The organism is Corynebacterium halotolerans (genome assembly GCF_050107895.1).
Classification (GTDB): Bacteria; Actinomycetota; Actinomycetes; order Mycobacteriales; family Mycobacteriaceae; genus Corynebacterium; species Corynebacterium halotolerans_B.
Window position 1 is genome coordinate 85,154 of sequence record NZ_JBNILW010000007.1, and the last position, 21,687, is coordinate 106,840.

Below are 21,687 nucleotides of genomic sequence, written 5' to 3' on the forward strand. Positions count from 1 at the left end.
GTCGGTTCCGCTCCCCTTCCCGGCTCGCACGATACGTCCCCGGGTCCCCACTTCTCCTGCCGGTCATTCGGTTCGGTGCCCCACAGGTGTCGCCATCAAGTCAGCTTTCCCGGCCCCGGGAAGCGGCTGCGGGGCGGTGGCCGGATCCGCATAACCATAGAAAGAGGACCATGGACATCAGACGTCTTACCTCCTCGCTGCTCGTCCGGATCGTCATCGCGATCATCCTGGGCATCATCTGCAGCCTCTTCTTCCCGGAGTGGTTGGCGCGGATATTCGTCACCTTCAACGGACTGTTCGGCAACTTCCTGAACTTCTTCGTCCCGGTGCTGATCTTCGCTCTCATCACCCCCTCGATCGCGGGTCTGGGCCGTGGTGCCGGTAAGTGGCTGGGCATCACCACCGCGATCGCCTACGGTTCCACCGTTTTCGCCGGTCTGCTGGCCTATACCGTGGCGCGGGGAGCTTATCCGTGGCTGCTCGGTGAGGGTGAGTCCGTGGAAGTCGCTGACATCGATGCCGGCGCCCTCGGCGCCTACTTCGACATCGAGATGCCGCCGCCCTTCGAGGTGATGACGGGCCTGCTGCTGGCTTTCTGTGCCGGGCTGGCCATGACCGCCGTCAAGTCCGACACCCTCTATAAGGCCTCCCGGGATCTGGAGCGCGTGGTGATGAAGGTGATCAAGTCCTTCGTCATTCCCCTGCTGCCGATCTTCATCTTCGGCATGTTCCTGTCCCTGGGCATGAACGGCAATCTGATGACAGTGCTGAGCTCCTTCGCCAAGGTGCTGGTGCTCTCCATCATCATGACATTCGTGTTCCTGGCCATCCAGTACGGTATCGCCGCTGTGGTCGCCCGGCAGAATCCTTTCCGGGCGATCCGCAACATGCTGCCCGCCTATGCCACCGCCCTGGGAACCTCCTCCTCTGCCGCTACCATCCCGGTGACGTACCAGGGGGCCCTGAAGAACAAGATTGACACGAACGTCGCCGGCTTCGTGATCCCGCTCTGCGCCACCATTCACCTGGCCGGGTCGATGACCAAGATCACGCTCTTCGCCTTCGCGATCGTCCATATGGCCGGCATCGAGGTGAGCCTCCCGCTGGCGGCTGGCTTCGTCCTCATGCTCGGCGTCACCATGATCGCCGCGCCGGGTGTCCCGGGTGGAGCCATCATGGCAGCCGTCGGACTGCTGGCCAGCATGCTCGGCTTCAATGACGATCAGATCGCCCTGATGATCGCCGCCTACATCGCGATCGACTCCTTCGGCACCGCCGCGAACGTCACCGGTGACGGTGCGATCGCGATGATCGTGAACAAGTTCGCCAAGGGCCGGATCGACCCGGTGCGGATCGAGGATGACGAAGACCGCATCGAGCTGAACATCAGCGGCCGCGATGCCGTCTCCGCCGACCACCAGGATCACTCGCAGGAGCGTGCCGGATGGATGCCCACTGACGGGCAGACAGCTGGTGGGCAGGGCGCCGCCGGCGGCCAGAACCGAACCTGACTCCCCTCCCCCGCCGCGGACACGGACCGCGGACACCACAGGGCGCATGCCCGGAAGAACTTTCCGGACATGCGCCCTGCGGTATTTTCTGTCCCGTGGGTTTTGGCGGCGTCCTTCTGACTCTGCGCCGGTATTCTCCCCCAGGTAGTTTCCGGTGCCTAAACTCGAGAGCAGATTCTGGCGAGCGACGGCCCTGAGACGGCCCGGCGGATGGCGCCAGCAACTCGACGAAGGGATACCCCATGTCCATGACCACCCGGGCCGAGGACACCATCACGGAAACCCCGCGCACCACCGGACGGCCGCGCAGTCCCCGGAACCGGCACCGGCTGGCGCCGCTGCTGACTTTCGGGTTATTGCTCGGTGCCTGCACCGCGGTGCCTCCTGAGGATGCCACGGCCGCCTCCCCAACCGGATCCTCATCCTCGGACATGTCGTCCTCGGGGTCGGCTCCTTCCGGTTCATCGTCCGCCTCCGGCAGCGCACCGACAGAGGAACCGGTGGGAAACGTCGAGGTACTCGCGAGCGGTCTCGCAGCGCCGTGGTCCATCGCCTTCCATGACGACACGGCCCTCGTCAGCGAACGGGATTCCGGCCGGATCCTGGAACTCGGCCCCACCGGCGCTCTGCGGGAGGTCGGCGCCGTTCCAGATGTCGCGGCCCGGGGGGAAGGTGGCCTGTTGGGAATCGCGGTACAAGAGGGCTGGTTGTATGCCTATTACACGGCAGCCGATGAGAACCGGATCGCCCGGTTTGAGCTGACCGGGGAAGCCGGATCCCCGCGCCTTGGCCCCCAGGAGATGGTGCTGGACGACATCCCGGCCGCCACCACCCACAATGGCGGTCGTATCGCCTTCGGTCCGGACGGTCTGCTCTACGCGACCACCGGGGACACCAATGACCGGGCAAGTGCCCAGGATCTGGAATCGCTGGCTGGAAAGATCCTCCGGCTCAACCCGGACGGCAGCACTCCGGTGGACAATCCCTTCGATGATTCACCTGTGTACAGCTACGGCCACCGGAATCCGCAGGGCATCGCGTGGGATGAGGCGGGTGTCATGTACTCCACCGAGTTCGGCCAGGACACCTGGGACGAACTCAATATCATCGAGGCTGGTGGAAATTATGGATGGCCGAAGGTGGAGGGGGTGGCCACCACTGAGGGCTTCCTTGACCCGGTCCAGCAGTGGACCCCCGGCGAGGCAAGCCCGAGTGGCATGGCTATTACGGAGGAGAGCATTTTCGTGGCCAATCTCCGTGGGGAACGACTGCGGGAGATCCCGCTTGAGGATCTGGAAGATTCCACGATTCGCGCCATCGGCGATCAGGGTCGGCTGCGTGATGTCGTGGTGGCTCCCGACGGTTCCCTCTGGGTGCTCACCAACAACACTGATGGACGGGGCGATCCAGCCGTGGATGACGACCGGATTCTCCGCATTTCGCTGCAGTAGCACCGGGGCGCTCGCCGGAGGTTTCACGTGAAACATTTCTTGCCCGTCATTCCTTGACGGGTTCTGGAGTGCAGGGACAGAAGTGTCGCTCCACTCTGCCGGGAGCCACTGGTTCAGAGCGGGTGATCCGGGAAAAGAAAAAAGAGCGCGCCCCACCGAGGGGGTGGGGCACGCCCCAGAGGGTGGGACGACCAGCGAAGCCGCTGGGGTTAAAGAACCTGAACTACCTCATCGAAGCTCAGTCGCGGGAGACGGTCACGGAAGGCATCCTCGGCAGGCTGGCCGATGTTGATGGCGACTAGTACGCGGTGCCGGCCGTCCGGGAAGAACTCCCGGGAGACGGCCTCGGCGTCGAAACCGGTCATCGGGCCGGCGGCCAGTCCTGCGGCACGGATCCCCAGAATGGCGTAGCCCACCTGCAGTCCCGTGTTGAGTTCGGCCATGCTGGTGCGGCCTGCTTCGTCCTTCTCAAACACGTCCCGCATCCCGGCGGCGTGCGGGAAAACCGCGGGCAGCTCATTGTGGAAGTCCCTGTCGGCCGCCAGTAGGACGGTGGCGGGGGCGGCTTCCGTCTTGGCGCGGTTGCCCTCGGCCATGTGCGGGAGCAGGCGCTCCTTGGCGGCTGCGGAACGCACCACCACGACCCGCTTCGGCTGCGCGTTCATGGCGGTTGGTGCCCACTTGACCAGTTCGAAGATGGCGGCGATCTGTTCGTCGGTCACCGGCTCGTCAGTGAAGGCATTCGCGGTGCGTGCTCCCCGGAAGAGGAGGTCCTGGGCGGCCTCGTCGAGGACGATGGGGCCGTTGTTCTGGGATGTGTTTGAAGTAGTCACATTTAATTGAACCATCAACAATATTGCGCTATTCCTCGGCGCTCCATGATGGTTATCACACCCCGCCGGCCGGAGAAGGCCCATCGGAGCCCCTCCCCTCCCCTGCCCGGTGCTGGCGCGCGTGTGGTCACGCGGCCGAGCGGCCGCCGCCCCTGAGCTGAACTTCCGGATGCCCAAGGACCGCGGACAAGCATCCGCCCCTGGGTGCCCACCGGAAAAGTGGGTGCCCAGGGGCGCAATATTCAGATCCCGCCGTCGTGCAGATCGGCGTCAGTATCAGGCCTGGACGGCCGCGGCCGGTCGTGGTTCCAGGAGCGCGCCGTCGAAGAGCTCCTTCAGTGCGGCAGTGTCGTCCAGCGGCAGCACCGCCGAGACATACTGGTCCGGACGTACCACCACGATGGCGCCCTCCCGACTGATGCCGCGGGCATTGAAGAAGTCGTCGTCGTGGAGGGAGGACCAGACATTCTCCAGGTTCTGGAGGCGGTACGGCCCGACCCGCGGGAGGAAGACCTCAGGGGCGTCGAAGAGGTCGTAATCGTGGTAGTGCTGCTGGTAGATCACCTTGATGTCGAAGACGGCGTTGTCATCGCCGTCTTCCGGGGTGAAGCGGCGCAACGGGGATTGCGGGTCATGCTGCATCCACTCGGCCCAGGAGCCCAGCTTGGAATCCGCGCCGGGTGCCGGGGCATCGGCAAAGGCGTAGATGCGCCAGCGACCGTCGGCGTCATGCTCGTGGCCGATGTGCTTCTTGTTGGCGTCACAGCGGCGCATGGCCGGGTGGGACTTGAAACGGCGGCCGACGGGGAAGCCGGTGGCCAGATCCTGGTGGGTGGTATCGCCCATGATCATGTTGTCCGAGTACTCGGTGAGCATGCCGGCAGCGAACTCCTCGGCTGCGACGTAGTAGGTCTCCACGGCGGTCGGGTCGTCCAGTTCCTCCGGCGGAGTGGCCATCAGGGTCGACCATTCGCGGTCGAAGTTGATCAGGTTCTCGGCGGCCGGGTGTCGCTCCGAATGGTAGGTCCGCAGGAGGGCCGCGGGGGCGGTTCCGGATGCGACCTGGCCGAGCTTCCAGCCGATGTTGAAACCGTCCTGCATGGACACGTTCATGCCCTGGCCCGCCTTGGCGGAGTGCGTGTGGCAGGCATCGCCCGTCAGGAAGACGTGCGGGATCGCGTCGGCCGGGGCGTCGTCCGGCAGATCGTGGAAGGAATCGACCAGGCGGTGGCCGACCTCGTAGATCGAATGCCACGCGACATCCTTGACATCCACGAAGTAGGGGTTGACGATTTCGTTCGCCTTGGCGATCACGTCCTCCAGCGGTGTCTTGCGTACCGCGTGGTTGTCGTCCGCCCGGACCTCCCCGAGGTCGACGTACATGCGGAACAGGTAGCCGCCTTCGCGGGGGATGTGCAGGATCGAACCCGCTTTGGAGTGAATGGCGCACTTGGTGCGGATGTCCGGGAAGTTCGTGTCAGCGAGCACGTCCATGACACCCCAGGCATGGTTGGCCTGCTTGCCGTCGAGCTTGCGGCCGATGGCCTCACGGACACCGGAGCGGGCGCCGTCACTGCCGACAACGTACTTGGCGCGCACGGTACGGGTGCTCCCCTCCCCTGCTCCCAGCTGCTTGAGCTGGACAGTGACGGGATATTCCTCGTTCTCCGGGTTGTCCGCGATCTGCAGGTCCACGAACTCCCAGCCGTAGTCCGGGGTCATCCGCGAGGGCGACTGCTTCATGTAGCGGGCGAAGTAGTCGAGCACGCGGGCCTGGTTGACGATCAGGTGCGGGAATTCAGAGATGCCGTGTTCATCGTCGAGGGGGCGGGCGGTGCGGATGATGTTCTCCGGGTTCTCGGGGTCCGGGTTCCAGAAGGACATCTCGGTGAGGTCGAAGGCCTCCTCCATGATCTCGTTGGCGAAGTTGAAGGCCTGGAAGGTCTCGACGGAACGGGACTGGATGCCGTCAGCCTGACCGAGCTCGAGGCGTCCCTCACGACGTTCGATGATGCGGGTGTGGACATCCGGGAACATGGAGAGCTGCGCGGCGGCGATCATGCCGGCGGGACCGGTCCCGACGATGAGGACGTCCATCTCGTCCGGGAGTTCCTCCGGCCGGTTGAGGCCGATGCCTGCCGCGGGAAGACGCTTCGGCTCCTCCGAGACGTAGCCGTAGTGGTGGAACTGCATTTTTCCTCCTGGTGAATGTGATGGTTCGGACTGTTGAGATGTGGGGCGGGCGCCAGGTGCCGGGTGGCGGGGCCTTCCCCATCGATGAGCTCGCGGCGCGGAAATGTGGCTTAACTGGCTTTGAGGGAGATGGTGTGGGGCACCACTGGTGAGACTGCCGGTTGTGAGGTGAATCCCCTTGACGCTAGATCATATACGTTCCGTATATCTTTTCCAGCTCTTTCGGAAATCTCTCTGGATTGCCGCTATTTACTGAACATGAAGTGACCCTCGGCCTGGGCGGCCTCATTGTCCGGGCTGAGGTCGATGCCGCTCCGGTCCCGCAGGATCAGGATGGCGACCAGACCGACCAGGGTGGCGCCGACGAGGTAGCCGCTGACCGCGAAGGTGGTGCCGGTGGCCTCCACCAGGGCGGCTGCGATGGTGGGGGCGAAGGCACCGCCGAGGATGGAGCCGATGGCGTAGGTGATCGAGACGCCGGAGCCGCGGATGGAGGCCGGGAAGAGTTCGGCGTACATCGCGGATTGCTGGCCGTAGGTCATGCCCAACCCGATGGTCAGGAAGACCAGGGCGCCGAACAGGAGCCAGATGTTTCCGATGTTGACCAGCGGGAACAGTGCCGCGGCACCGATGGCCTGAACGATGAAACCGATGATGTAGGTGTTGCGCCGGCCGAGGTGGTCGGAGAGCCAGCCGGCGAAGAGGGTGAAGATCATCCACGTTGCGGCGGAGCCGGTCACCGCCAGCAGCACCTCTCCCCGGTCCATGGCGATGCCCTCGGGGTTGGTCGAGTAGTTCTGGATGTAGCCACCGGTGGTCATGTATCCGACGGTGCCGTTACCGGCGAAGACCAGGGCGCCGAGGATGACCAGCGGCAGGAAGCGGCGGAACAGGGAGCCGATCGGGTTCTTGGCCCCGGCCTCGGACTTTTCCTTGATCTCCTCGAAGACCGGAGATTCATCGACACCGGACCGGATCCAGAACCCAATGATGACCAGGACGATCGAGAACAGGAACGGAATGCGCCAGCCCCACTCCATGAAGGCGTCGCCCGGGGCGATCACGTCCATGAGGGCCAGGACTCCGGAAGAGAGGAGCAGACCGGCCGGCACACCGATCTGGGGACCGGCGCCGAACAGTCCCCGCTTCTTCGTCGGGGCGTGCTCGACCGCCAGCAGGACCGCGGACCCCCACTCGCCACCGGCGGACACGCCCTGCAGGATACGCAGGAGGATCAGCAGGATCGGAGCCCAGACGCCGATGGAGTCGAAGGTGGGCAACAGGCCGATCAGGGCGGTGGCGCCACCCATCATGAACAGCGTGATCATGAGGACGAAGCGGCGGCCGAGCTTATCGGCGTAGTGGCCCGCCAGGAACGCCCCGATCGGGCGGAAGAGGAAGGACAGGCCCACCGTCAGGAAGCTGATGATGGTGGCCAGGCCGCCCTCGAGTGGACCGAACATGAGTTGGTTGAACACGAGGCCTGCGACGCTGGCGTAGAGGAAGAAGTCGTACCACTCGATTGCGGTACCGATGGTCGTTGCTGCAACAACGCGCCGTCGCTCACGTCTCGTGCTCTGTGTTTCCGCGGCCGTTGGTGTGGTGGTCATTCAGGCTCCAGACATAGTGTGGCTGTACTCATTGAGTGCTTGTTCCTGTGATGTCAAGCACTTGCACTGCTGGGAGGGATCATATACGATCACTCGCAGATTGCAATACCACCCGATAACTTCCCAAGGAGATTCCGTGGCACAGGTTCCGACGATTCCGGTACAGCCGGGCAAGATCATCGCCGTTCACGTGGCTTTCGAGTCACGGGCGGCCCAGCGTGGACGCTGGCCGAAGAAGCCCTCCTACTTCCTGAAGGCCACCAGCTCCCTTGCGGCGTCTGGTGCGGAGATCGTGCGTCCGGAGGGTACTGAGCTGCTGGCTTTCGAGGGGGAGGTCGCCCTCGTCATCGGTAAACCGGCCCGCAACGTCCCCCTCGAGCAGGCCTGGGACCATGTGGCTTACGTGACCGCCTCCAATGATCTGGGGATCTACGACTACCGCGCCCAGGACAAGGGGTCCAACACCCGCTCCAAGAGCCGGGACGGCTACACCCCCATCGGTCCGGAGCTGATCGACGCGCGGCAGGTGCAGCCGACCCAACTGCGGCTGCGCACCTGGGTCAACGGTGAACTCGTGCAGGATGACGGCACCTCCGAGGAGCAGCTGATCTTCCCGCTGCCGCAGTTCGTCGCGGATCTCTCCCAGCACATGACGCTGGAGGAGGGGGACGTCATCCTCACCGGCACCCCGGCCGGCTCCACCGTGATCCAGCCCGGCGATGTCGTCGAGGTGGAGGTCGACGCCCCGAACGTCGCCGGCACGCCCACCTCCGGACGGTTGAGCAACAAGGTTGTCACCGGTCCGGGCGACTTCGACCCGGAGGTCGGACTCCTTCCCAATGTCGACGACAAGCAGCGGGAGGACGCCTACGGTGACCGCGCCGCGGCCGGACTGCCGGAGGACTCCAACGCCATCAGCGCCGGGTTGCGGGCGAAGCTGGAGGCCGCCCCCACCGCCGGTCTCTCTGCGCAGTTGCGCAAGCGCGGTCTCAACCAGGTGGTGATCGAGGGGGTGTACCCGCAGACCCGCGGCACCAAGATGGTCGGTGTCGCGCGCACGCTGCGCTTCCTGCCCGAACGAGAGGACCTGTTCAAGATCCACGGTGGCGGCTTCAACGTTCAGAAGCAGACCTTCGACACCGTCCGGCCCGGCGAGGTCCTGGTCATCGAGGCCCGCCGCCAGTCGGAGTCCGGCACCCTTGGGGACATCCTCGCCCTGCGGGCGAAGTTCAACGGTGCCGCCGGCGTGGTCACTGATGGCGGCGTGCGCGACTATGAGGAGGTCCGGGAGATCGGGTTGCCGGTGTTCACCCAGGGGGCCCACCCGGCCGTGCTCGGTCGCCGTCACGTCCCCTTCGACAGTGATCTGGCGATCGCGTGTGGCAACACCACCGTGGTCCCCGGTGACGTCATCGTCGGTGATGATGACGGCGTCATCGTGATCCCCCGCAACCTCGTGGAGGAGGTCGTCGACGAGGCGCTGACCAAGGAGCATGAGGATGAGTGGGTGGCCCGGCAGGTGGCCGAGGGCGGCGGCCTGGACGGCCTCTTCCCGCCGAAGGGGGCGAACCGGGAGGCCTACGAGCGTTACCTGGCCGAGAACCCGGTGAAGGTCCCGGAGGCCGGTGATGCGAATGGCTGATCCGAAGAGCACCGGGGCACCCAGCAAGTCTGAACAGGCCTACCACTGGCTCCGGGAACGGATCCGTACCCGCGAGCTGGAACCCGGTTACCGCCTGGTGCTGAGCACCATCGCCCAGGAACTGGGGGTGAGCGTGGTGCCCGTCAGGGAGGCGATCCGTCAGCTGGAGGCCGAGGGGCTGGTGACCTACGAGCACAACGTGGGGGCGCGGGTCTCCACCCTGAACCGGGCGGCCTATTTCGAGACGATGGAGACCGTCGCCCTGCTGGAGGGGCGGGCCACCGCACTCTCGGTCCCCCACCTTGAGGCGGGGCATCTGGCCAAGGCGAAGGAGCTCAACGAAAAGATGGAGTCGCTGCTCACGGACTTCGATCCTGACACCTTCACCACCCTCAACAAGAAATTCCACACCACCCTGTTCCACTGTTGTCCGAACACCCGGCTGAAGGAACTGGTCTTCGAGGAATGGGACCGCCTGGATTATTTCCGGGTCTCCACCTTCCGGTACATCCCGGAACGGGCCCGGGCTTCCGTCGAGGAACACCGCCGACTGATCGCGCTGATCGAGGCGGGGGCGGAGCCGCACTACATCGAGCAACGCGCCCGGGAGCACCGGATGAGAACCAGCCGGAGCTACCGGGAGCAGTTTGACCGCAGCCTGCGGGACTAGCACCACCACAGCATTGACCACAGCACCGCACTCCCCATCCCCAAGGAGATGAATCACATGACCAACAACAACGACGCCAAGCCGACCAACCTGCCCGAGAAGATCCAGCACTACATCGGCGGCAAGTTCGTCGACTCCATTGACGGCGACACCTTCGACGTGCTCAACCCGGTCACCAACGAGGCCTACATCCAGGCCGCCTCCGGCAAGGTCGCGGACGTCGACGCCGCCGTCGCCGCCGCCAAGGACGCCTTCGACAACGGCCCCTGGCCCAAGATGCTGCCCCGCGAGCGCTCCCGCGTGCTGCACAAGATCGCCGACATCGTGGAATCCCGCGGCGATGAGCTGGCCGCCATGGAGTCCTACGACTCCGGGCTCCCGATCACGCAGGCTCTGGGGCAGGCCAGGCGCGCTGCTGAGAACTTCCGTTTCTTCGCCGATCTCATCGTCGCCCAGCACGACAACGCCTTCAAGGTCCCCGGCCGCCAGATCAACTACGTCAACCGCAAGCCGATCGGCGTCGCCGGCCTCATCACCCCGTGGAACACCCCCTTCATGTTGGAGTCCTGGAAGCTGGGCCCCGCCCTGGCCACCGGTAACACCGTGGTCCTCAAGCCGGCCGAGTTCACCCCGCTCTCCGCTTCCCTGTGGCCCGGCATCTTCGAGGAGGCCGGCGTCCCGGCCGGCGTCTTCAACATGGTCAACGGTTTCGGTGAGGAGGGCTACGCCGGCGATTCCCTGGTCAAGCACCCGGACGTGCCGCTGATCTCCTTCACCGGTGAGTCCCGCACCGGTCAGATCATCTTCGGCAACGCCGCCCCCCACCTCAAGGGCCTGTCCATGGAGCTCGGCGGCAAGTCCCCGGCGATCATCTTCGACGACGCCGACCTGGAGACCGCCATCGACGCCACCGTCTTCGGTGTGTTCTCCCTCAATGGCGAGCGGTGCACCGCCGGCGCCCGCATCCTGGTCCAGCGCGGCATCTACGACGAGTTCGTGGAGCGCTACTCCGCACAGGCCAAGCGCGTGAAGGTCGGCCTGCCCTCCGACCCGAAGACCGAGGTCGGTGCCCTGGTCCACCCGGAGCACTTCGAGAAGGTCATGAGCTACGTCGAAATCGGCAAGACCGAGGGTCGGCTGACCGCCGGTGGCGGTCGTCCGGAGAACTTCCCCGAGGGCAACTTCGTGCAGCCGACCGTGTTCGTGGACGTCAAGCCGGACGCCCGCATCTTCCAGGAGGAGATCTTCGGCCCCGTCGTCGCCATCACCCCCTTCGACACCGAGGAAGAGGCTCTGGAGCTGGCCAACAACACCAGGTACGGCCTGGCCGCCTACGTGTGGACCGCGGACCTCAAGCGTGCCCACAACTTCGCGCAGAACGTCGACGCCGGCATGGTCTGGCTGAACTCCAACAACGTCCGCGACCTGCGCACCCCCTTCGGCGGCGTGAAGGCCTCCGGCCTGGGCCACGAGGGTGGCTACCGCTCCATCGACTTCTACACCGACCAGCAGGCCGTCCACATCAACCTGGACAAGGTCCACAACCCGGTCTTCGGCAAGCAGGAAGCCGAAGGCGCCGAGAAGATCGACGGCTAACTCCCCTCCCCGCGTGCCGACGCCCGCCCCTCCCGGGCGGGGCGTCGGAAAGCTCCCTCCCCACCCCGCTCCTTCCACCGGCCGTCCCCGTGCACGACCGGACGGAAATGAATCACTCATAACTCCCCTCCCGTGCATCCCGAAAGGTACTGATCATGTCCGAGCAGAAGAACCTCGTTCCCACCCCCTCCGTCACCCCACCGGACATCCTGCGTTGCGCCTACATGGAGATCCAGGTCACCAACCTCGCGGCCTCCCGTGAGTTCTACGTCGACCTCCTGGGACTCGTTGTCACCGAAGAGGATGACAACGCCATCTACCTGCGCAGCTTCGAGGACTTCATCCACCACAACATCGTGCTGCGCAAGGGCGACACCGCGGCCGTCGCTGCCTTCTCCTACCGGGTCCGCAGCCCCGAGGACGTGGACCGCGCGGAGGCCTTCTACAAGGAGCTCGGCTGCCGTGTCGAGCGCCGGAAGGACGGCTTCGTGAAGGGTATCGGCGACTCCGTCCGCGTCGAGGACCCGCTGGGCTTTCCCTACGAGTTCTTCCACGAGGTCGAGCACGTGGAGCGTCTGGCCTGGCGCTACGAGCTCTACACCCCGGGTGCCCTGGTCCGCCTGGACCACTTCAACCAGGTCACCCCGGACGTGCCGAAGGCCTGCCGCTACATGGAGGACCTGGGCTTCCGCATCACCGAGAACATCGCCGACTCCGAGGGCACCGAGTACGCCGCCTGGATGCGCCGGAAGTCCACCGTGCACGACACCGCGATGACCGGTGGTGACGGCCCGCGCATGCACCACATCGCCTTCGCCACCCACGAGAAGCACAACATCCTGGCCATCTGCGACAAGCTGGGCGCCCTGCGCCGCTCCGACGCCATCGAGCGCGGCCCCGGCCGCCACGGTGTCTCCAACGCCTTCTACCTCTACCTGCGGGACCCGGACGGCCACCGCGTGGAGATCTACACCCAGGACTACTACACCGGCGACCCGGACAATCCGCTCGTGACCTGGGACGTCCACGACAACCAGCGTCGCGACTGGTGGGGAACCCCGGTCGTGCCCTCCTGGTACACCGACGCCTCCCGCGTCCTGGATCTGGACGGCAACGTCGTCCCGCTGACCGAGCGCACCGACGCCTCCGAGCTGGAGGAGACCATCGGCGCCGACGGCTTCTCCTACACCCGTCCGGAAGAGGGCGAAGACTCCATGCCGGAGTGGAAGCAGGGCGAGTACAAGCTCGGCCACCAGCTGTAACGTCCGCGATTTCTGCGAGGAGAAGGGAGCACCCAGGGTGCTGGAAAAGGACACACTGACCACAATCGCCGATGAGCTGGCGGCGGCGGAGGAAAGCCGCACGATGATCCCGCGGCTGACTGCGCAGTACCCGGACATGACGGTCGAGGATTCCTACGCCGTCCAGAACGAGTGGAAGCGCCGCGGCATCGCCGCCGGACGGAAGCTGGTCGGCCGGAAGATCGGCCTGACCTCCCGGGTCATGCAGGAGGCCACCGGTATCACCGAGCCGGACTACGGCGCGATCTTCGCCGACCAGGTCTACGAGAACGGTTCCGAGATCGAGCATGACCGGTTCTCCAACGTCCGCATCGAGGTCGAGTTGGCCTTCGTGCTCAAGGACGACCTCACCGGACCGGACGTGAGCATCTTCGACGTGCTGCGGGCCACCGAGTACGTGGTGCCGGCGTTGGAGATCCTCTCCTCCCGCATCGAGATGGAGGGGCGCACCATCGTCGACACGATCAGCGACAATGCCGCCCTGGGCGCCATGGTCTACGGTGGCCGCCCGGTGGCGGTGGACGACGTCGACCTGCGCTGGGTTTCGGCGCTGCTCTACCGCAACCACACCATCGAGGAGACCGGAGTGGCCGCCGCGATCCTCAACCACCCGGCCACCGGTGTGGCCTGGCTGGCCAACAAGCTCGCCAGCCACGGTGATTCGCTCTCCGCCGGGGACATCATCCTCGCCGGTTCCTTCACCCGCCCGATGTGGGTGTACCCCGGCGACACCGTCCACGCCGACTTCGGAGAATTGGGAGACATCACGTGCCGTTTCATCTAGAACTTCCCCAGGTGTTCACCGAGCGGGTCAAGGAGGCGGGCCGTCCCCAGATCGGCATGTGGATCTGCTCCGGGTCCCCGGTGGCGGCGGAGATCCTCGCCGGCTCCGGCATGGACTGGGTGCTCATCGACGCCGAGCACTCCCCCTACGGCCTGGAGACCATCACCGGGTTGCTGCGCGCCACCGACGCCTATCCCGCCACCGCCGTCGTCCGCGTCCCGGCCGTGGACCGCGTCCTGATCAAGCAGTACCTGGACTTAGGGGTCCAGAACATCATGGTGCCCATGGTCCACAACCTGGAACTGGCGAGGGAGGCCGTCGCCGCCGTGCACTACCCGCCGAAGGGCGTGCGCGGCGTCGGTTCGGCCCTGGCCCGGGCGTCGCGCTGGGGAACGGTCCCGGGTTACCTGGAGTCCGCCGCGGAAACCATCAGTCTGACCATCCAGATTGAGTCCGCCGAGGGCGTGGACAACGTGGCGGAGATCGCCGCCCTGGACGGTGTGGACGCCGCCTTCATCGGCCCCTCCGACCTGGCGGCCTCCATGGGTATCCTGGGGCAGCAGACCCACTCGGAGGTGGTCGCCGGGGTCAAGAAGTCCATCAGGGCCTTCGCCGCCGCCGGCAAGCCGGTGGGGGTCAACGCCTTCAACCTGGATCAGGCCCAGGACTACCTGGACTCCGGCGCCAACTTCGTTCTGGTGGGTGCGGACGTGCAGCAGCTCAACATCGCCGCCCGGGGCCTGGTGGACAAGTTCATCACCCCGCTCGAGGAAGGAAAGTAAGACCATGACCGTCAACGTTTCCGAATTACTGTCCAAGGTGCCCACCGGTTTGTTGATCGGTGATTCCTGGCGGGACGCCTCCGATGGCGGCACCTTCGAGGTGGAAAACCCCGCCACCGGCGAGACGATCGCCACCCTGGCCTCGGCCACCAGCGAGGACGCCAAGGCCGCCCTCGATGCCGCGTGCGCCGTGCAGGAGAAGTGGGCGCGCACCCCCGCCCGGGAACGCGCCGAGGTCCTGCGGCGTGGTTTCGAGTTCGTGGCCGAACGGGCGGAGGAATTCGCCACCCTGATGACCCTGGAGATGGGCAAGCCGCTGGCCGAGGCCCGCGGGGAGGTGACCTACGGCAACGAGTTCCTGCGCTGGTTCTCCGAGGAGGCCGTGCGCCTCTACGGCCGCTACGGTGCCACCCCGGAGGGCAGTCTGCGGATGATCACCACCCGTAAGCCGGTGGGCCCGTGCCTGTTGATCACCCCGTGGAACTTCCCGCTGGCCATGGCCACCCGCAAGGTGGCCCCGGCGATCGCCGCCGGGTGTGTCATGGTTTTGAAGCCCGCCCGGTTGACGCCGTTGACCTCGCAGTACTTCGCGCAGACCATGCTCGATGCCGGCCTGCCGGCGGGTGTGTTGAATGTGGTCTCCGGTAAGTCCGCCTCGGCGATCTCGAATCCGATCATGGAAGATGACCGGTTGCGGAAGGTCTCGTTCACCGGTTCAACCCCGGTGGGTCAGCAGTTGCTGAAGAAGGCGGCGGACAAGGTGTTGCGTACCTCGATGGAGCTGGGTGGTAATGCCCCGTTCCTGATCTTCGAGGACGCGGACCTCGATGCCGCTGTCGAGGGGGCGATGGGCGCGAAGATGCGCAACATCGGTGAGGCGTGCACGGCGGCCAACCGTTTCCTGGTCCACGAGTCCGTCGCGGAGGAGTTCGGTAAGCGGTTTGCCGCGAAGCTGGACGAGCAGGTCCTGGGTAACGGTCTGGACGAGGGCGTGACCGTTGGTCCGTTGGTGGAGGAAAAGGCCCGGGACTCTGTGGCCGCCCTGGTCGACGGTGCCGTCGAGGAGGGTGCGCAGGTGCTCACCGGTGGTGCCAAGGGTGAGGGTGCGGGTTACTTCTACCAGCCCACTGTGCTGGCCGGGGTGCCCAAGGACGCGCAGATCCTGCGGGAGGAGATCTTCGGCCCGGTGGCCCCGATCATCACCTTCGCCGATGAGGCGGAGGCCATCCGGTTGGCCAATGACACCGAGTACGGGCTGGCGTCCTATGTGTTCACTGCAGACACCTCGCGGTTGTTCAGGGTTTCGGACCAGCTGGAGTACGGTCTGCTGGGCTACAACACCGGCGTGATCTCGAATGCCGCCGCCCCGTTCGGTGGTGTCAAGCAGTCGGGTATGGGTCGTGAGGGCGGCCTGGAGGGTATCGAGGAGTACACCTCGGTGCAGTACATCGGCATCAAGGACCCCTACGCGGGGCTCTAAACTCCACCTCCTGCCACAGGGCAGGATGCAGCGCTGAGCCACCATGTTTCACGTGAAACATGGTGGCTTTTCGATGCGGAAAACGCGGTGAGCGGTGGGTCGCCCCATCGCGGTCTATCTGAAACCCGCCAACGCCCTGGTCCGGTAGCGGCTCGGGGACTCCCCGTACTCGGCCCGGAACGCGCGGGATACCTGGGAAGCCTCGGGAATGCCGTGCCGGCTGCCGATGGTCTGAATGGTTTCCTCGGCGTGAAGCGGATCGGCCAGATCCCGTCGGATCAGCTCGAGCCGCCTGCCGCGGATATGGGAGGCCACCGAGTGACCGCGGGCGGCGAACTGGGAATGCAGGTGCCGCACCGAAACGTACAGCGCGTCCGCGATGGAGCTGGGCCGCAGGTCCGCGTCGTCGAGGTGGGCGTCAATGTACTCCGTGGCCTGGCGGAACAGGGTCGCCGAGGGTGAGGGCTCCTGCTCCCGTTGCAATTCCGAGGACAGCACCGTGACGAGCATGTCGAGGGCGGAACGCACGAGGGACCCGGCGTGCGGACCATCGAGGACCTCGAAGTTCATGGCCAGTTGCTCGAACAGCGGTACCGCCACCCGGCCCAGACCGGAATCCCCGGAGATACGGGTGGCCGTCACCTCGGTAACGTCATCGGGCGACATGTGCACGAAGCTCTGCGGGAAATGCACCACCAGTGAATGGTGGGCCGCCGGGTAATGCAGCCGGTACGGTCGCTGCGTGACGTAGAACGACAGGTCGCCGGGCAGCAGGACGCACTCCCGGCCGTCCTGCTGTACCACGCACTCCCCCGCCAGTTGCAGGCTGAGCTTTCCGAAGGAGGCCGGTGCCGCGGCCACGGCCTCCGGCAACCGTTCCACGGTGTGGGCGGGGGTGGTGAGGTCATAGAGGGTCACGTCCCCCGCCGAGACCATGCGTACCTCCGCGCGGAAACCGTCCGGGTCGGGGGCGTCGATGCGCAGCGGCCCGAACGCCGCCGAAGCATCGGCCCGCCACTGGCTCAGGGTTCTCGACTGCGACGGAGACATGAAACCTTCCACTATGACTGTGCTCACACGCAATGCCAAGCCGTGTGCACGAAGTGCCAAGAAAACAACTGTGTATTAGGCAACAATAGGCCATAGCCCCCTTCAACCAAGGAGTAACAATGACCCAGACCCAGACCCTCAACACCTACGCCGACCTGCTCGCCGCCATCGACGCCGGGGAGTCCGGGCGGGCGATCCATGACCCGGCCACCGGTGAACTGGTGGGACACGCCCCCGAGCACACCGTGGACGACCTGCACCGCGCGGTGGACACAGCCGTCGAGAAGCAGCGGGACTGGGCGAAGCTGACTGACGCCGAGCGCTGCGAGTACCTCAATCGAGCGGCCGACGCCGTCGAGGCCGCCGGCGAGGCCCTGGCGGAGCTGGTCTCCCGGGAGCAGGGCAAGCCGCTGAACGGGCCGGGCGCGCGCTTCGAGGCCGGGGCCTGCGCCACGTGGCTGCGCGTCACCTGTTCGCACGACCTGTCGGAGGAGACCGTCGTGGACGACGGCGAAACGCGCGCGGTGGTGAACTACCGGCCGATCGGCGTCGTCGGTGCGATCGGCCCGTGGAACTGGCCGATGATGATCACCGTCTGGCAGATCGCCCCCGCCCTGCGGATGGGCAACGCCGTGGTGGTCAAGCCCTCCGAGTACACCCCGCTGTCCGTGCTCGGTCTGGTCGAGGTGCTCAACACCGTGCTGCCGGAGGGGGTGCTGCAGGTGGTCGTCGGTGGCGGGGACGTCGGAGCGGCCCTGTCCACCAATGAGCAGGTGGGCAAGATCATGTTCACCGGTTCCACCGCCACCGGCCGCAAGATCGCCGAGTCCTCCGCAGCCTCCGTCAAGCGCCTGACCCTGGAGCTCGGCGGCAATGACGCCGGCATCGTGCTGGAGGATGCGGACCCCAGGGAGATCGCCGAGAACCTGTTCTGGGGCGCGTTCATCAACACCGGCCAGACGTGCGCTGCGCTCAAGCGCCTCTATGTGCACGATTCCATCTACGACGCCGTGTGTGAGGAGCTGACCAAGCTGGCCGAGCAGATGCCGATGGGCGTGGGGATGGATGAGCAGAACGTGCTCGGCCCGCTGCAGAACCAGATGCAGTTCGACATCGTCGACCGCCTGGTCAAGGAGGCCAAGGCCTCCGGCGCGAAGGTGCTGCTCGGCGGGGACCCGGACTACGACGCGCCGGGCTACTTCTTCCCCACCACCCTGATCGCCGACATCGACGCGGACAACCCGTTGGTGGTTGAGGAGCAGTTCGGCCCCGCCCTGCCGATCGTGCGCTACACGGACGTGGAGGAGGCCATCGCCCAGGCGAATAAGCTGAACGTGGGCCTGGGCGCCTCCGTCTGGTCCGCCGACCTGGAGCGCGCCCGGGAGGTGGCCGCCCGCATCGAGGCCGGCACCGTGTGGATCAACAGCCACGGCGGTGTGGACCCGCGCGTGCCCTTCGGCGGCATCAAGCAGTCCGGGTACGGCGTGGAGTTCGGTGTGGCCGGCCTGAAGGGGTTGGGTGTGCCGCAGGTGATCAACGGCTAGAAGGCGGTCACCGGTCCCGCTGGGCCGGGCCTTCCGCAGTGTCCTGGCTCCGCGGGGTCTGTTCCGACACCGTGCGCGCCGTCCCCGGTTCGGGCACGGCCCGGTCCTCCGGAAACTCCAGGCGGGTGTCGGGCGCCTGCTCCGGCCGTGGTCTGAGCCGGATGATGTGGAGCGAGACCAGGCCCGCGATGATCGGCAGGATGACCGCGGGAATCAGCTTCCCGATCAGCAACACCGAGACGATGATGCCGAACCACAGGGTCGCCAGGGTCCGGGCCTTGTGGCGCGGGGTCATCGCGTGGTTGTAGTAGTTGCTGATGTAGGTGCCGAAGACCCTGTGGTTGACCAGGTAGTCGTGCAGGCGTTCAGAACTGCGCGCGAAGCAGAACGCCGCCAGGAGGAGAAACGGGGTGGTCGGCAGGATCGGCAGGAGGATCCCCACAGCCCCCAGCGCCAGACTGACGCTGCCGACCGCCACCAGGAACCACTTGACCATGACCTCAAGTCTAATTCCGGGTGTGACCGGATCCTAGGAGCCACGTCACGTCGTCCCTGCCGGACAGCGCGCTCCCGGAGCCAGCAGATAACGGTTCGGCCATACTCTTCAGACAACCCCTCCTGCCCCGCCCCCGTCGGGTACAGCTGGAACCATGAGTTCGCCCCGTTGGCCTCACTGGCTGTTGCCGACCCTGAAAGGCGCCCGCACCGCCCTGTCGGCGGACCTCGTCGCGGGACTGACCCTGGCCGCGATCGCCCTGCCGGGATCCATGGCGGCTGCGCAACTGGTCGGGGTCGCCCCCACCCTCGGGCTGCTGGCCTTTACCATCGGCGCCTTCGTCTTCGCGCTCTTCGGCGGCCACCGGATCCTGTCCGTGGGCCCCGACTCCTCCATCGCCCCGATGCTCGCCGCGGGAGCCGCCGGCAGTGCGCTCTCCACGGGGGTGGGCGCACAGGAGGTGGAACCTGGTTCGTTGCTGCTGCTTTCCCTGCTCGTCGGCGTGGTGCTCATCATCATCGGTCTGATTCGTGGAGGCTGGGTCACCCAGTTCCTCTCCCGTCCCGTCACCGTCGGTCTGCTCGCCGGCATCGGCATCAGCATCATCGTGTCCCAGCTGTCCACCGTGCTCGGCGTCAACGAGCCCACCAACGACTCCGTCCCGGTGCAGCTGCTCGACATCGCGGACAGCGTGGACGAGATCAACCTCTGGGCCGTGGGGTTGGCCCTGGTGGTGCTGCTGCTCAGCGCCGGCCTCAGCCGGATCAGCAGCCGCCTGCCCGGTGCCCTGGTGGGCTTGGCGACGGCCGCGGTGCTCACGGCGGTCTTCCGCCTCACCGAACGTGGGGTGACCACCCTCGAGGCCGCCGACTCCGTCTGGCGGTTGCCCGACTACGCCGCAGTGCCCTGGGCCAGCGTCCCTGATCTGCTGCCTTCGGCACTGGTCATCGTCGTGCTGATCACCGTGCAGACCGGTGCCACTGAAGCCGCCACCAGGCAGGGGCACGCCACCCTGGACCGGGATCTGGGAGCGATCGGTGTGGCCTCCGTGGTGGCCGGCGGGGCCGGGGCCTTCGCCCTGAACGCCTCCCCACCGCGCACCCGCCTGGTGCAGGACGCCCGGGGCCGCAGTCAGGTGGCCGCGATCATGGCCGGCACAGCGGTGCTTCTGGTGCTCTTCTTCGGCACCGGCCTGCTTCCCCTGCTGCCCGCCGCCGCCCTCTCCGCGGTTCTGCTGCAGATCGCCTTCTCGCTCATCCGGTTCGGGGAACTGCGGCGCATCGCGCGCTACAGCAGACTGGAGTTCGCGGTCGCGCTCGGCACCGTCGTACTGGTCTGTGTGCTCGGCATTGTCCAGGGCGTGGCCCTTGCCGCGCTGGTCACCCTGCTGGACCGCACCCGCCGCGAGGCCCGTCCACCGGTCTACCGCAAGGGGCTGATCCCCCAGTCCAACCACTGGGTGCCGATGGACGCCGGCGTGGAAACGGTGCAGGTGCCGGAGGTGCTCGTCTGGTCCGTGGAAGCCCCGATCTGGTACGCGGACGCCGACTTCGTCATAGACCGGCTCCACGAGGAACTGGACGGCGGCGACTACTCCGTGGTGGTTCTGGACGGTGCCGCGATCTCCGACCTCGACTACACCGGGGTGCTGGCGATGGGCACCCTCATCGACCACCTGCTCGCCGAGGACATCCCGGTGCTCCTCGCGCGCGCCACCCGCCCCACCCAGCGGGCGCTGCAGCGCGCCGGGCTGGCGGAGAAGGTCAAGCTGCACGCCACCGTCTCCGACGCCGTGAAGGAGGGGGCGGAGATCGCCGGCCTGGAGGCCGAGTTCCGGGCCGCCCGCGGCAAGAAGAAAGACCTGGCCCGCCTGGCCGCGGAGGGGCTGGACCGGAAAGAACTGCTGGATGGCGTGGATGACCCGGCTGAGGAACTGGACGGGGATGCACAGCCGCAGGAAACCGGGACCGACAATCACCGGGAGCTGGAGCCGGAGCCGGACCCCGGTCAGCCCGCTCAGCGGGCCCCGGATGACCGTTAGCCCAACTGTGGTGGCGCGAAACGGGAGACGGGGAGAAACCGGACCACGCCGGGACGATGGCTTCCTTAGACTGGCGGCTATGGACTACGAATACAAGGTCGTGGAGCTGCGCGAGGGCTGGTTCGGGGACAAGATGTCCGGCGACAAGCTCGAGAAGATCCTGAACAAGGAAGCCGCAGGCGGGTGGCGCTACAAGTCGATGACCTCGGCGGACGTCAAGGGCCGCATTGGTCCCGGCGGAGTGGAAGGTCTGCTGATCGTGTTCGAGCGGGAAAAGTAGCAACCGGCACCGGGTGATCCCCGCCGTCCGGGCTTCGTATCCTGGAACCATGATTGAGCAGTCCGTCAGAGTCGCCCGGGTGGCTGATATCGCGCCGGGCACGGCCACCGTGATCACCCCGGAGGTCTCCGGGCACCCCACCCCCATCGCCTTGTTCCACACCGCAGACGGCTTCCATGCCGTGGATGACACCTGCACCCACCTCGGTGCCTCCCTGGCGAGGAGCAAGGTGGTGGACGGCGAGGTGGACTGCTGGCTCCACCACGGCCGTTTCTGTCTGCGGACCGGGGAGGCCACCTACTACCCCGCCCGCAATCCGCTGCAGGTCTTCCCCGTGGAGGTGCGGGACGATGAGGTCTGGCTGGTGCCCGGGCGGGGCTGAGTCCGGTGTTGCTGCTCCATCGGATGGTCTTGACCTCGAGG

The 21,687-nt window shown here is 66.3% G+C and carries 18 protein-coding genes; 13 read left to right on the forward strand and 5 right to left on the reverse strand.

All coding sequences use genetic code 11. From position 1 onward, the window contains the following. The first annotated feature begins 170 nt into the window (after nt 1-170). Together ACQCVD_RS08530 and ACQCVD_RS08535 are read left to right on the forward strand one after the other, a co-directional pair. Nucleotides 171-1,511 carry a dicarboxylate/amino acid:cation symporter gene (locus ACQCVD_RS08530; protein ID WP_426823310.1) on the forward strand — a complete coding sequence of 447 codons (1,341 nt, stop codon included), beginning with the start codon at nt 171-173 and terminating at the stop codon, nt 1,509-1,511. A gap of 242 nt (nt 1,512-1,753) precedes the next feature. Further along, nucleotides 1,754-2,962 (forward strand): PQQ-dependent sugar dehydrogenase, encoded by a 1,209-nt coding sequence (locus ACQCVD_RS08535; protein ID WP_426823311.1) that lies wholly within the window; start codon nt 1,754-1,756, stop codon nt 2,960-2,962. Between the two features lie 209 nt (nt 2,963-3,171). Here ACQCVD_RS08535 and ACQCVD_RS08540 read toward each other — a convergent pair whose 3' ends face one another. The 3 genes from ACQCVD_RS08540 to ACQCVD_RS08550 all read right to left on the reverse strand — a co-directional run bounded on the left by ACQCVD_RS08540 (nt 3,172) and on the right by ACQCVD_RS08550 (nt 7,598). Beyond that, on the reverse strand, nt 3,172-3,795 hold the full coding sequence (locus ACQCVD_RS08540; RefSeq protein WP_426823312.1) for a malonic semialdehyde reductase: 624 nt from the start codon (nt 3,793-3,795) through the stop codon (nt 3,172-3,174). A gap of 276 nt (nt 3,796-4,071) precedes the next feature. Next, nucleotides 4,072-5,988 (reverse strand): FAD-dependent monooxygenase, encoded by a 1,917-nt coding sequence (locus ACQCVD_RS08545; RefSeq protein ID WP_426823313.1) that lies wholly within the window; start codon nt 5,986-5,988, stop codon nt 4,072-4,074. A 245-nt stretch (nt 5,989-6,233) separates the two neighbouring features. Then, on the reverse strand, nt 6,234-7,598 hold the full coding sequence (locus tag ACQCVD_RS08550) for an MFS transporter (protein ID WP_426823314.1): 1,365 nt from the start codon (nt 7,596-7,598) through the stop codon (nt 6,234-6,236). 136 nt (nt 7,599-7,734) lie between these two features. Here ACQCVD_RS08550 and ACQCVD_RS08555 point away from each other — a divergent pair, with 136 nt between their 5' ends. From ACQCVD_RS08555 to ACQCVD_RS08585, 7 genes are all read left to right on the forward strand, one after another. Beyond that, nucleotides 7,735-9,240: a fumarylacetoacetate hydrolase family protein gene (locus tag ACQCVD_RS08555; protein WP_426823315.1), complete on the forward strand. Its 1,506-nt coding sequence runs from the start codon at nt 7,735-7,737 to the stop codon at nt 9,238-9,240. Next, nucleotides 9,233-9,910: a GntR family transcriptional regulator gene (locus tag ACQCVD_RS08560; RefSeq protein WP_426823316.1), complete on the forward strand. Its 678-nt coding sequence runs from the start codon at nt 9,233-9,235 to the stop codon at nt 9,908-9,910. Before ACQCVD_RS08555 ends, ACQCVD_RS08560 begins: the two co-directional genes overlap by 8 nt. Before the next feature lie 57 nt (nt 9,911-9,967). Further along, nucleotides 9,968-11,506, forward strand: a complete 1,539-nt coding sequence (gene hpaE, locus ACQCVD_RS08565; protein WP_426823317.1) for a 5-carboxymethyl-2-hydroxymuconate semialdehyde dehydrogenase — start codon at nt 9,968-9,970, stop codon at nt 11,504-11,506. A 155-nt stretch (nt 11,507-11,661) separates the two neighbouring features. Further along, nucleotides 11,662-12,768: a 3,4-dihydroxyphenylacetate 2,3-dioxygenase gene (gene hpaD / locus ACQCVD_RS08570; RefSeq protein ID WP_426823319.1), complete on the forward strand. Its 1,107-nt coding sequence runs from the start codon at nt 11,662-11,664 to the stop codon at nt 12,766-12,768. 37 nt (nt 12,769-12,805) lie between these two features. Further along, on the forward strand, nt 12,806-13,591 hold the full coding sequence (gene hpaH / locus ACQCVD_RS08575) for a 2-oxo-hept-4-ene-1,7-dioate hydratase (protein ID WP_426823320.1): 786 nt from the start codon (nt 12,806-12,808) through the stop codon (nt 13,589-13,591). Then, nucleotides 13,576-14,373 (forward strand): HpcH/HpaI aldolase family protein, encoded by a 798-nt coding sequence (locus ACQCVD_RS08580; protein WP_426823321.1) that lies wholly within the window; start codon nt 13,576-13,578, stop codon nt 14,371-14,373. Before hpaH ends, ACQCVD_RS08580 begins: the two co-directional genes overlap by 16 nt. Nucleotides 14,374-14,377: 4 nt before the next feature. Next, the gene (locus ACQCVD_RS08585) at nt 14,378-15,853 is read left to right on the forward strand and encodes an NAD-dependent succinate-semialdehyde dehydrogenase (RefSeq protein ID WP_426823322.1); all 1,476 of its coding nucleotides are present in this window, start codon (nt 14,378-14,380) and stop codon (nt 15,851-15,853) included. Nucleotides 15,854-15,967: 114 nt separating this feature from the next. Here the strand turns inward: ACQCVD_RS08585 and ACQCVD_RS08590 are convergent, their stop codons facing one another. Beyond that, a complete protein-coding gene (locus tag ACQCVD_RS08590) occupies nt 15,968-16,903 on the reverse strand; it encodes a helix-turn-helix domain-containing protein (protein ID WP_426823323.1) in 936 nt (311 codons plus the stop codon). A gap of 119 nt (nt 16,904-17,022) precedes the next feature. Between ACQCVD_RS08590 and ACQCVD_RS08595 the strand changes: the two genes are divergently transcribed. Then, entirely contained in the window at nt 17,023-18,447 is a 1,425-nt protein-coding gene (locus ACQCVD_RS08595; RefSeq protein ID WP_426823324.1) for an aldehyde dehydrogenase family protein, read from the forward strand. Nucleotides 18,448-18,454: 7 nt separating this feature from the next. Here the strand turns inward: ACQCVD_RS08595 and ACQCVD_RS08600 are convergent, their stop codons facing one another. Further along, the gene (locus tag ACQCVD_RS08600) at nt 18,455-18,943 is read right to left on the reverse strand and encodes a YbaN family protein (RefSeq protein ID WP_426823325.1); all 489 of its coding nucleotides are present in this window, start codon (nt 18,941-18,943) and stop codon (nt 18,455-18,457) included. A 154-nt stretch (nt 18,944-19,097) separates the two neighbouring features. Between ACQCVD_RS08600 and ACQCVD_RS08605 the strand changes: the two genes are divergently transcribed. From ACQCVD_RS08605 to ACQCVD_RS08615, 3 genes are all read left to right on the forward strand, one after another. Then, complete coding sequence (locus tag ACQCVD_RS08605; RefSeq protein ID WP_426823326.1) at nt 19,098-20,984, forward strand: SulP family inorganic anion transporter; 1,887 nt, start codon at nt 19,098-19,100, stop codon at nt 20,982-20,984. A 79-nt stretch (nt 20,985-21,063) separates the two neighbouring features. Continuing rightward, nucleotides 21,064-21,264, forward strand: coding sequence for a DUF4177 domain-containing protein (locus ACQCVD_RS08610; protein ID WP_426823327.1), 201 nt, complete (start codon nt 21,064-21,066; stop codon nt 21,262-21,264). 49 nt (nt 21,265-21,313) lie between these two features. Continuing rightward, complete coding sequence (locus ACQCVD_RS08615) at nt 21,314-21,646, forward strand: Rieske (2Fe-2S) protein (protein WP_426823328.1); 333 nt, start codon at nt 21,314-21,316, stop codon at nt 21,644-21,646. Nucleotides 21,647-21,687 lie beyond the last annotated feature (41 nt).

Coding starts and splice junctions, on each gene's coding strand:
- ACQCVD_RS08530 (WP_426823310.1), top strand. CDS start 171: ATGGACATCAGACGTCTTACCTCCTCGCTGCTCGTCCGGATCGTCATC.
- ACQCVD_RS08535 (WP_426823311.1), top strand. CDS start 1,754: ATGTCCATGACCACCCGGGCCGAGGACACCATCACGGAAACCCCGCGC.
- ACQCVD_RS08545 (WP_426823313.1), bottom strand. CDS start 5,988: ATGCAGTTCCACCACTACGGCTACGTCTCGGAGGAGCCGAAGCGTCTT.
- ACQCVD_RS08550 (WP_426823314.1), bottom strand. CDS start 7,598: ATGACCACCACACCAACGGCCGCGGAAACACAGAGCACGAGACGTGAG.
- ACQCVD_RS08560 (WP_426823316.1), top strand. CDS start 9,233: ATGGCTGATCCGAAGAGCACCGGGGCACCCAGCAAGTCTGAACAGGCC.
- hpaE (WP_426823317.1), top strand. CDS start 9,968: ATGACCAACAACAACGACGCCAAGCCGACCAACCTGCCCGAGAAGATC.
- hpaD (WP_426823319.1), top strand. CDS start 11,662: ATGTCCGAGCAGAAGAACCTCGTTCCCACCCCCTCCGTCACCCCACCG.
- ACQCVD_RS08585 (WP_426823322.1), top strand. CDS start 14,378: ATGACCGTCAACGTTTCCGAATTACTGTCCAAGGTGCCCACCGGTTTG.
- ACQCVD_RS08590 (WP_426823323.1), bottom strand. CDS start 16,903: ATGTCTCCGTCGCAGTCGAGAACCCTGAGCCAGTGGCGGGCCGATGCT.
- ACQCVD_RS08595 (WP_426823324.1), top strand. CDS start 17,023: ATGACCCAGACCCAGACCCTCAACACCTACGCCGACCTGCTCGCCGCC.
- ACQCVD_RS08600 (WP_426823325.1), bottom strand. CDS start 18,943: ATGGTCAAGTGGTTCCTGGTGGCGGTCGGCAGCGTCAGTCTGGCGCTG.
- ACQCVD_RS08605 (WP_426823326.1), top strand. CDS start 19,098: ATGAGTTCGCCCCGTTGGCCTCACTGGCTGTTGCCGACCCTGAAAGGC.
- ACQCVD_RS08610 (WP_426823327.1), top strand. CDS start 21,064: ATGGACTACGAATACAAGGTCGTGGAGCTGCGCGAGGGCTGGTTCGGG.
- ACQCVD_RS08615 (WP_426823328.1), top strand. CDS start 21,314: ATGATTGAGCAGTCCGTCAGAGTCGCCCGGGTGGCTGATATCGCGCCG.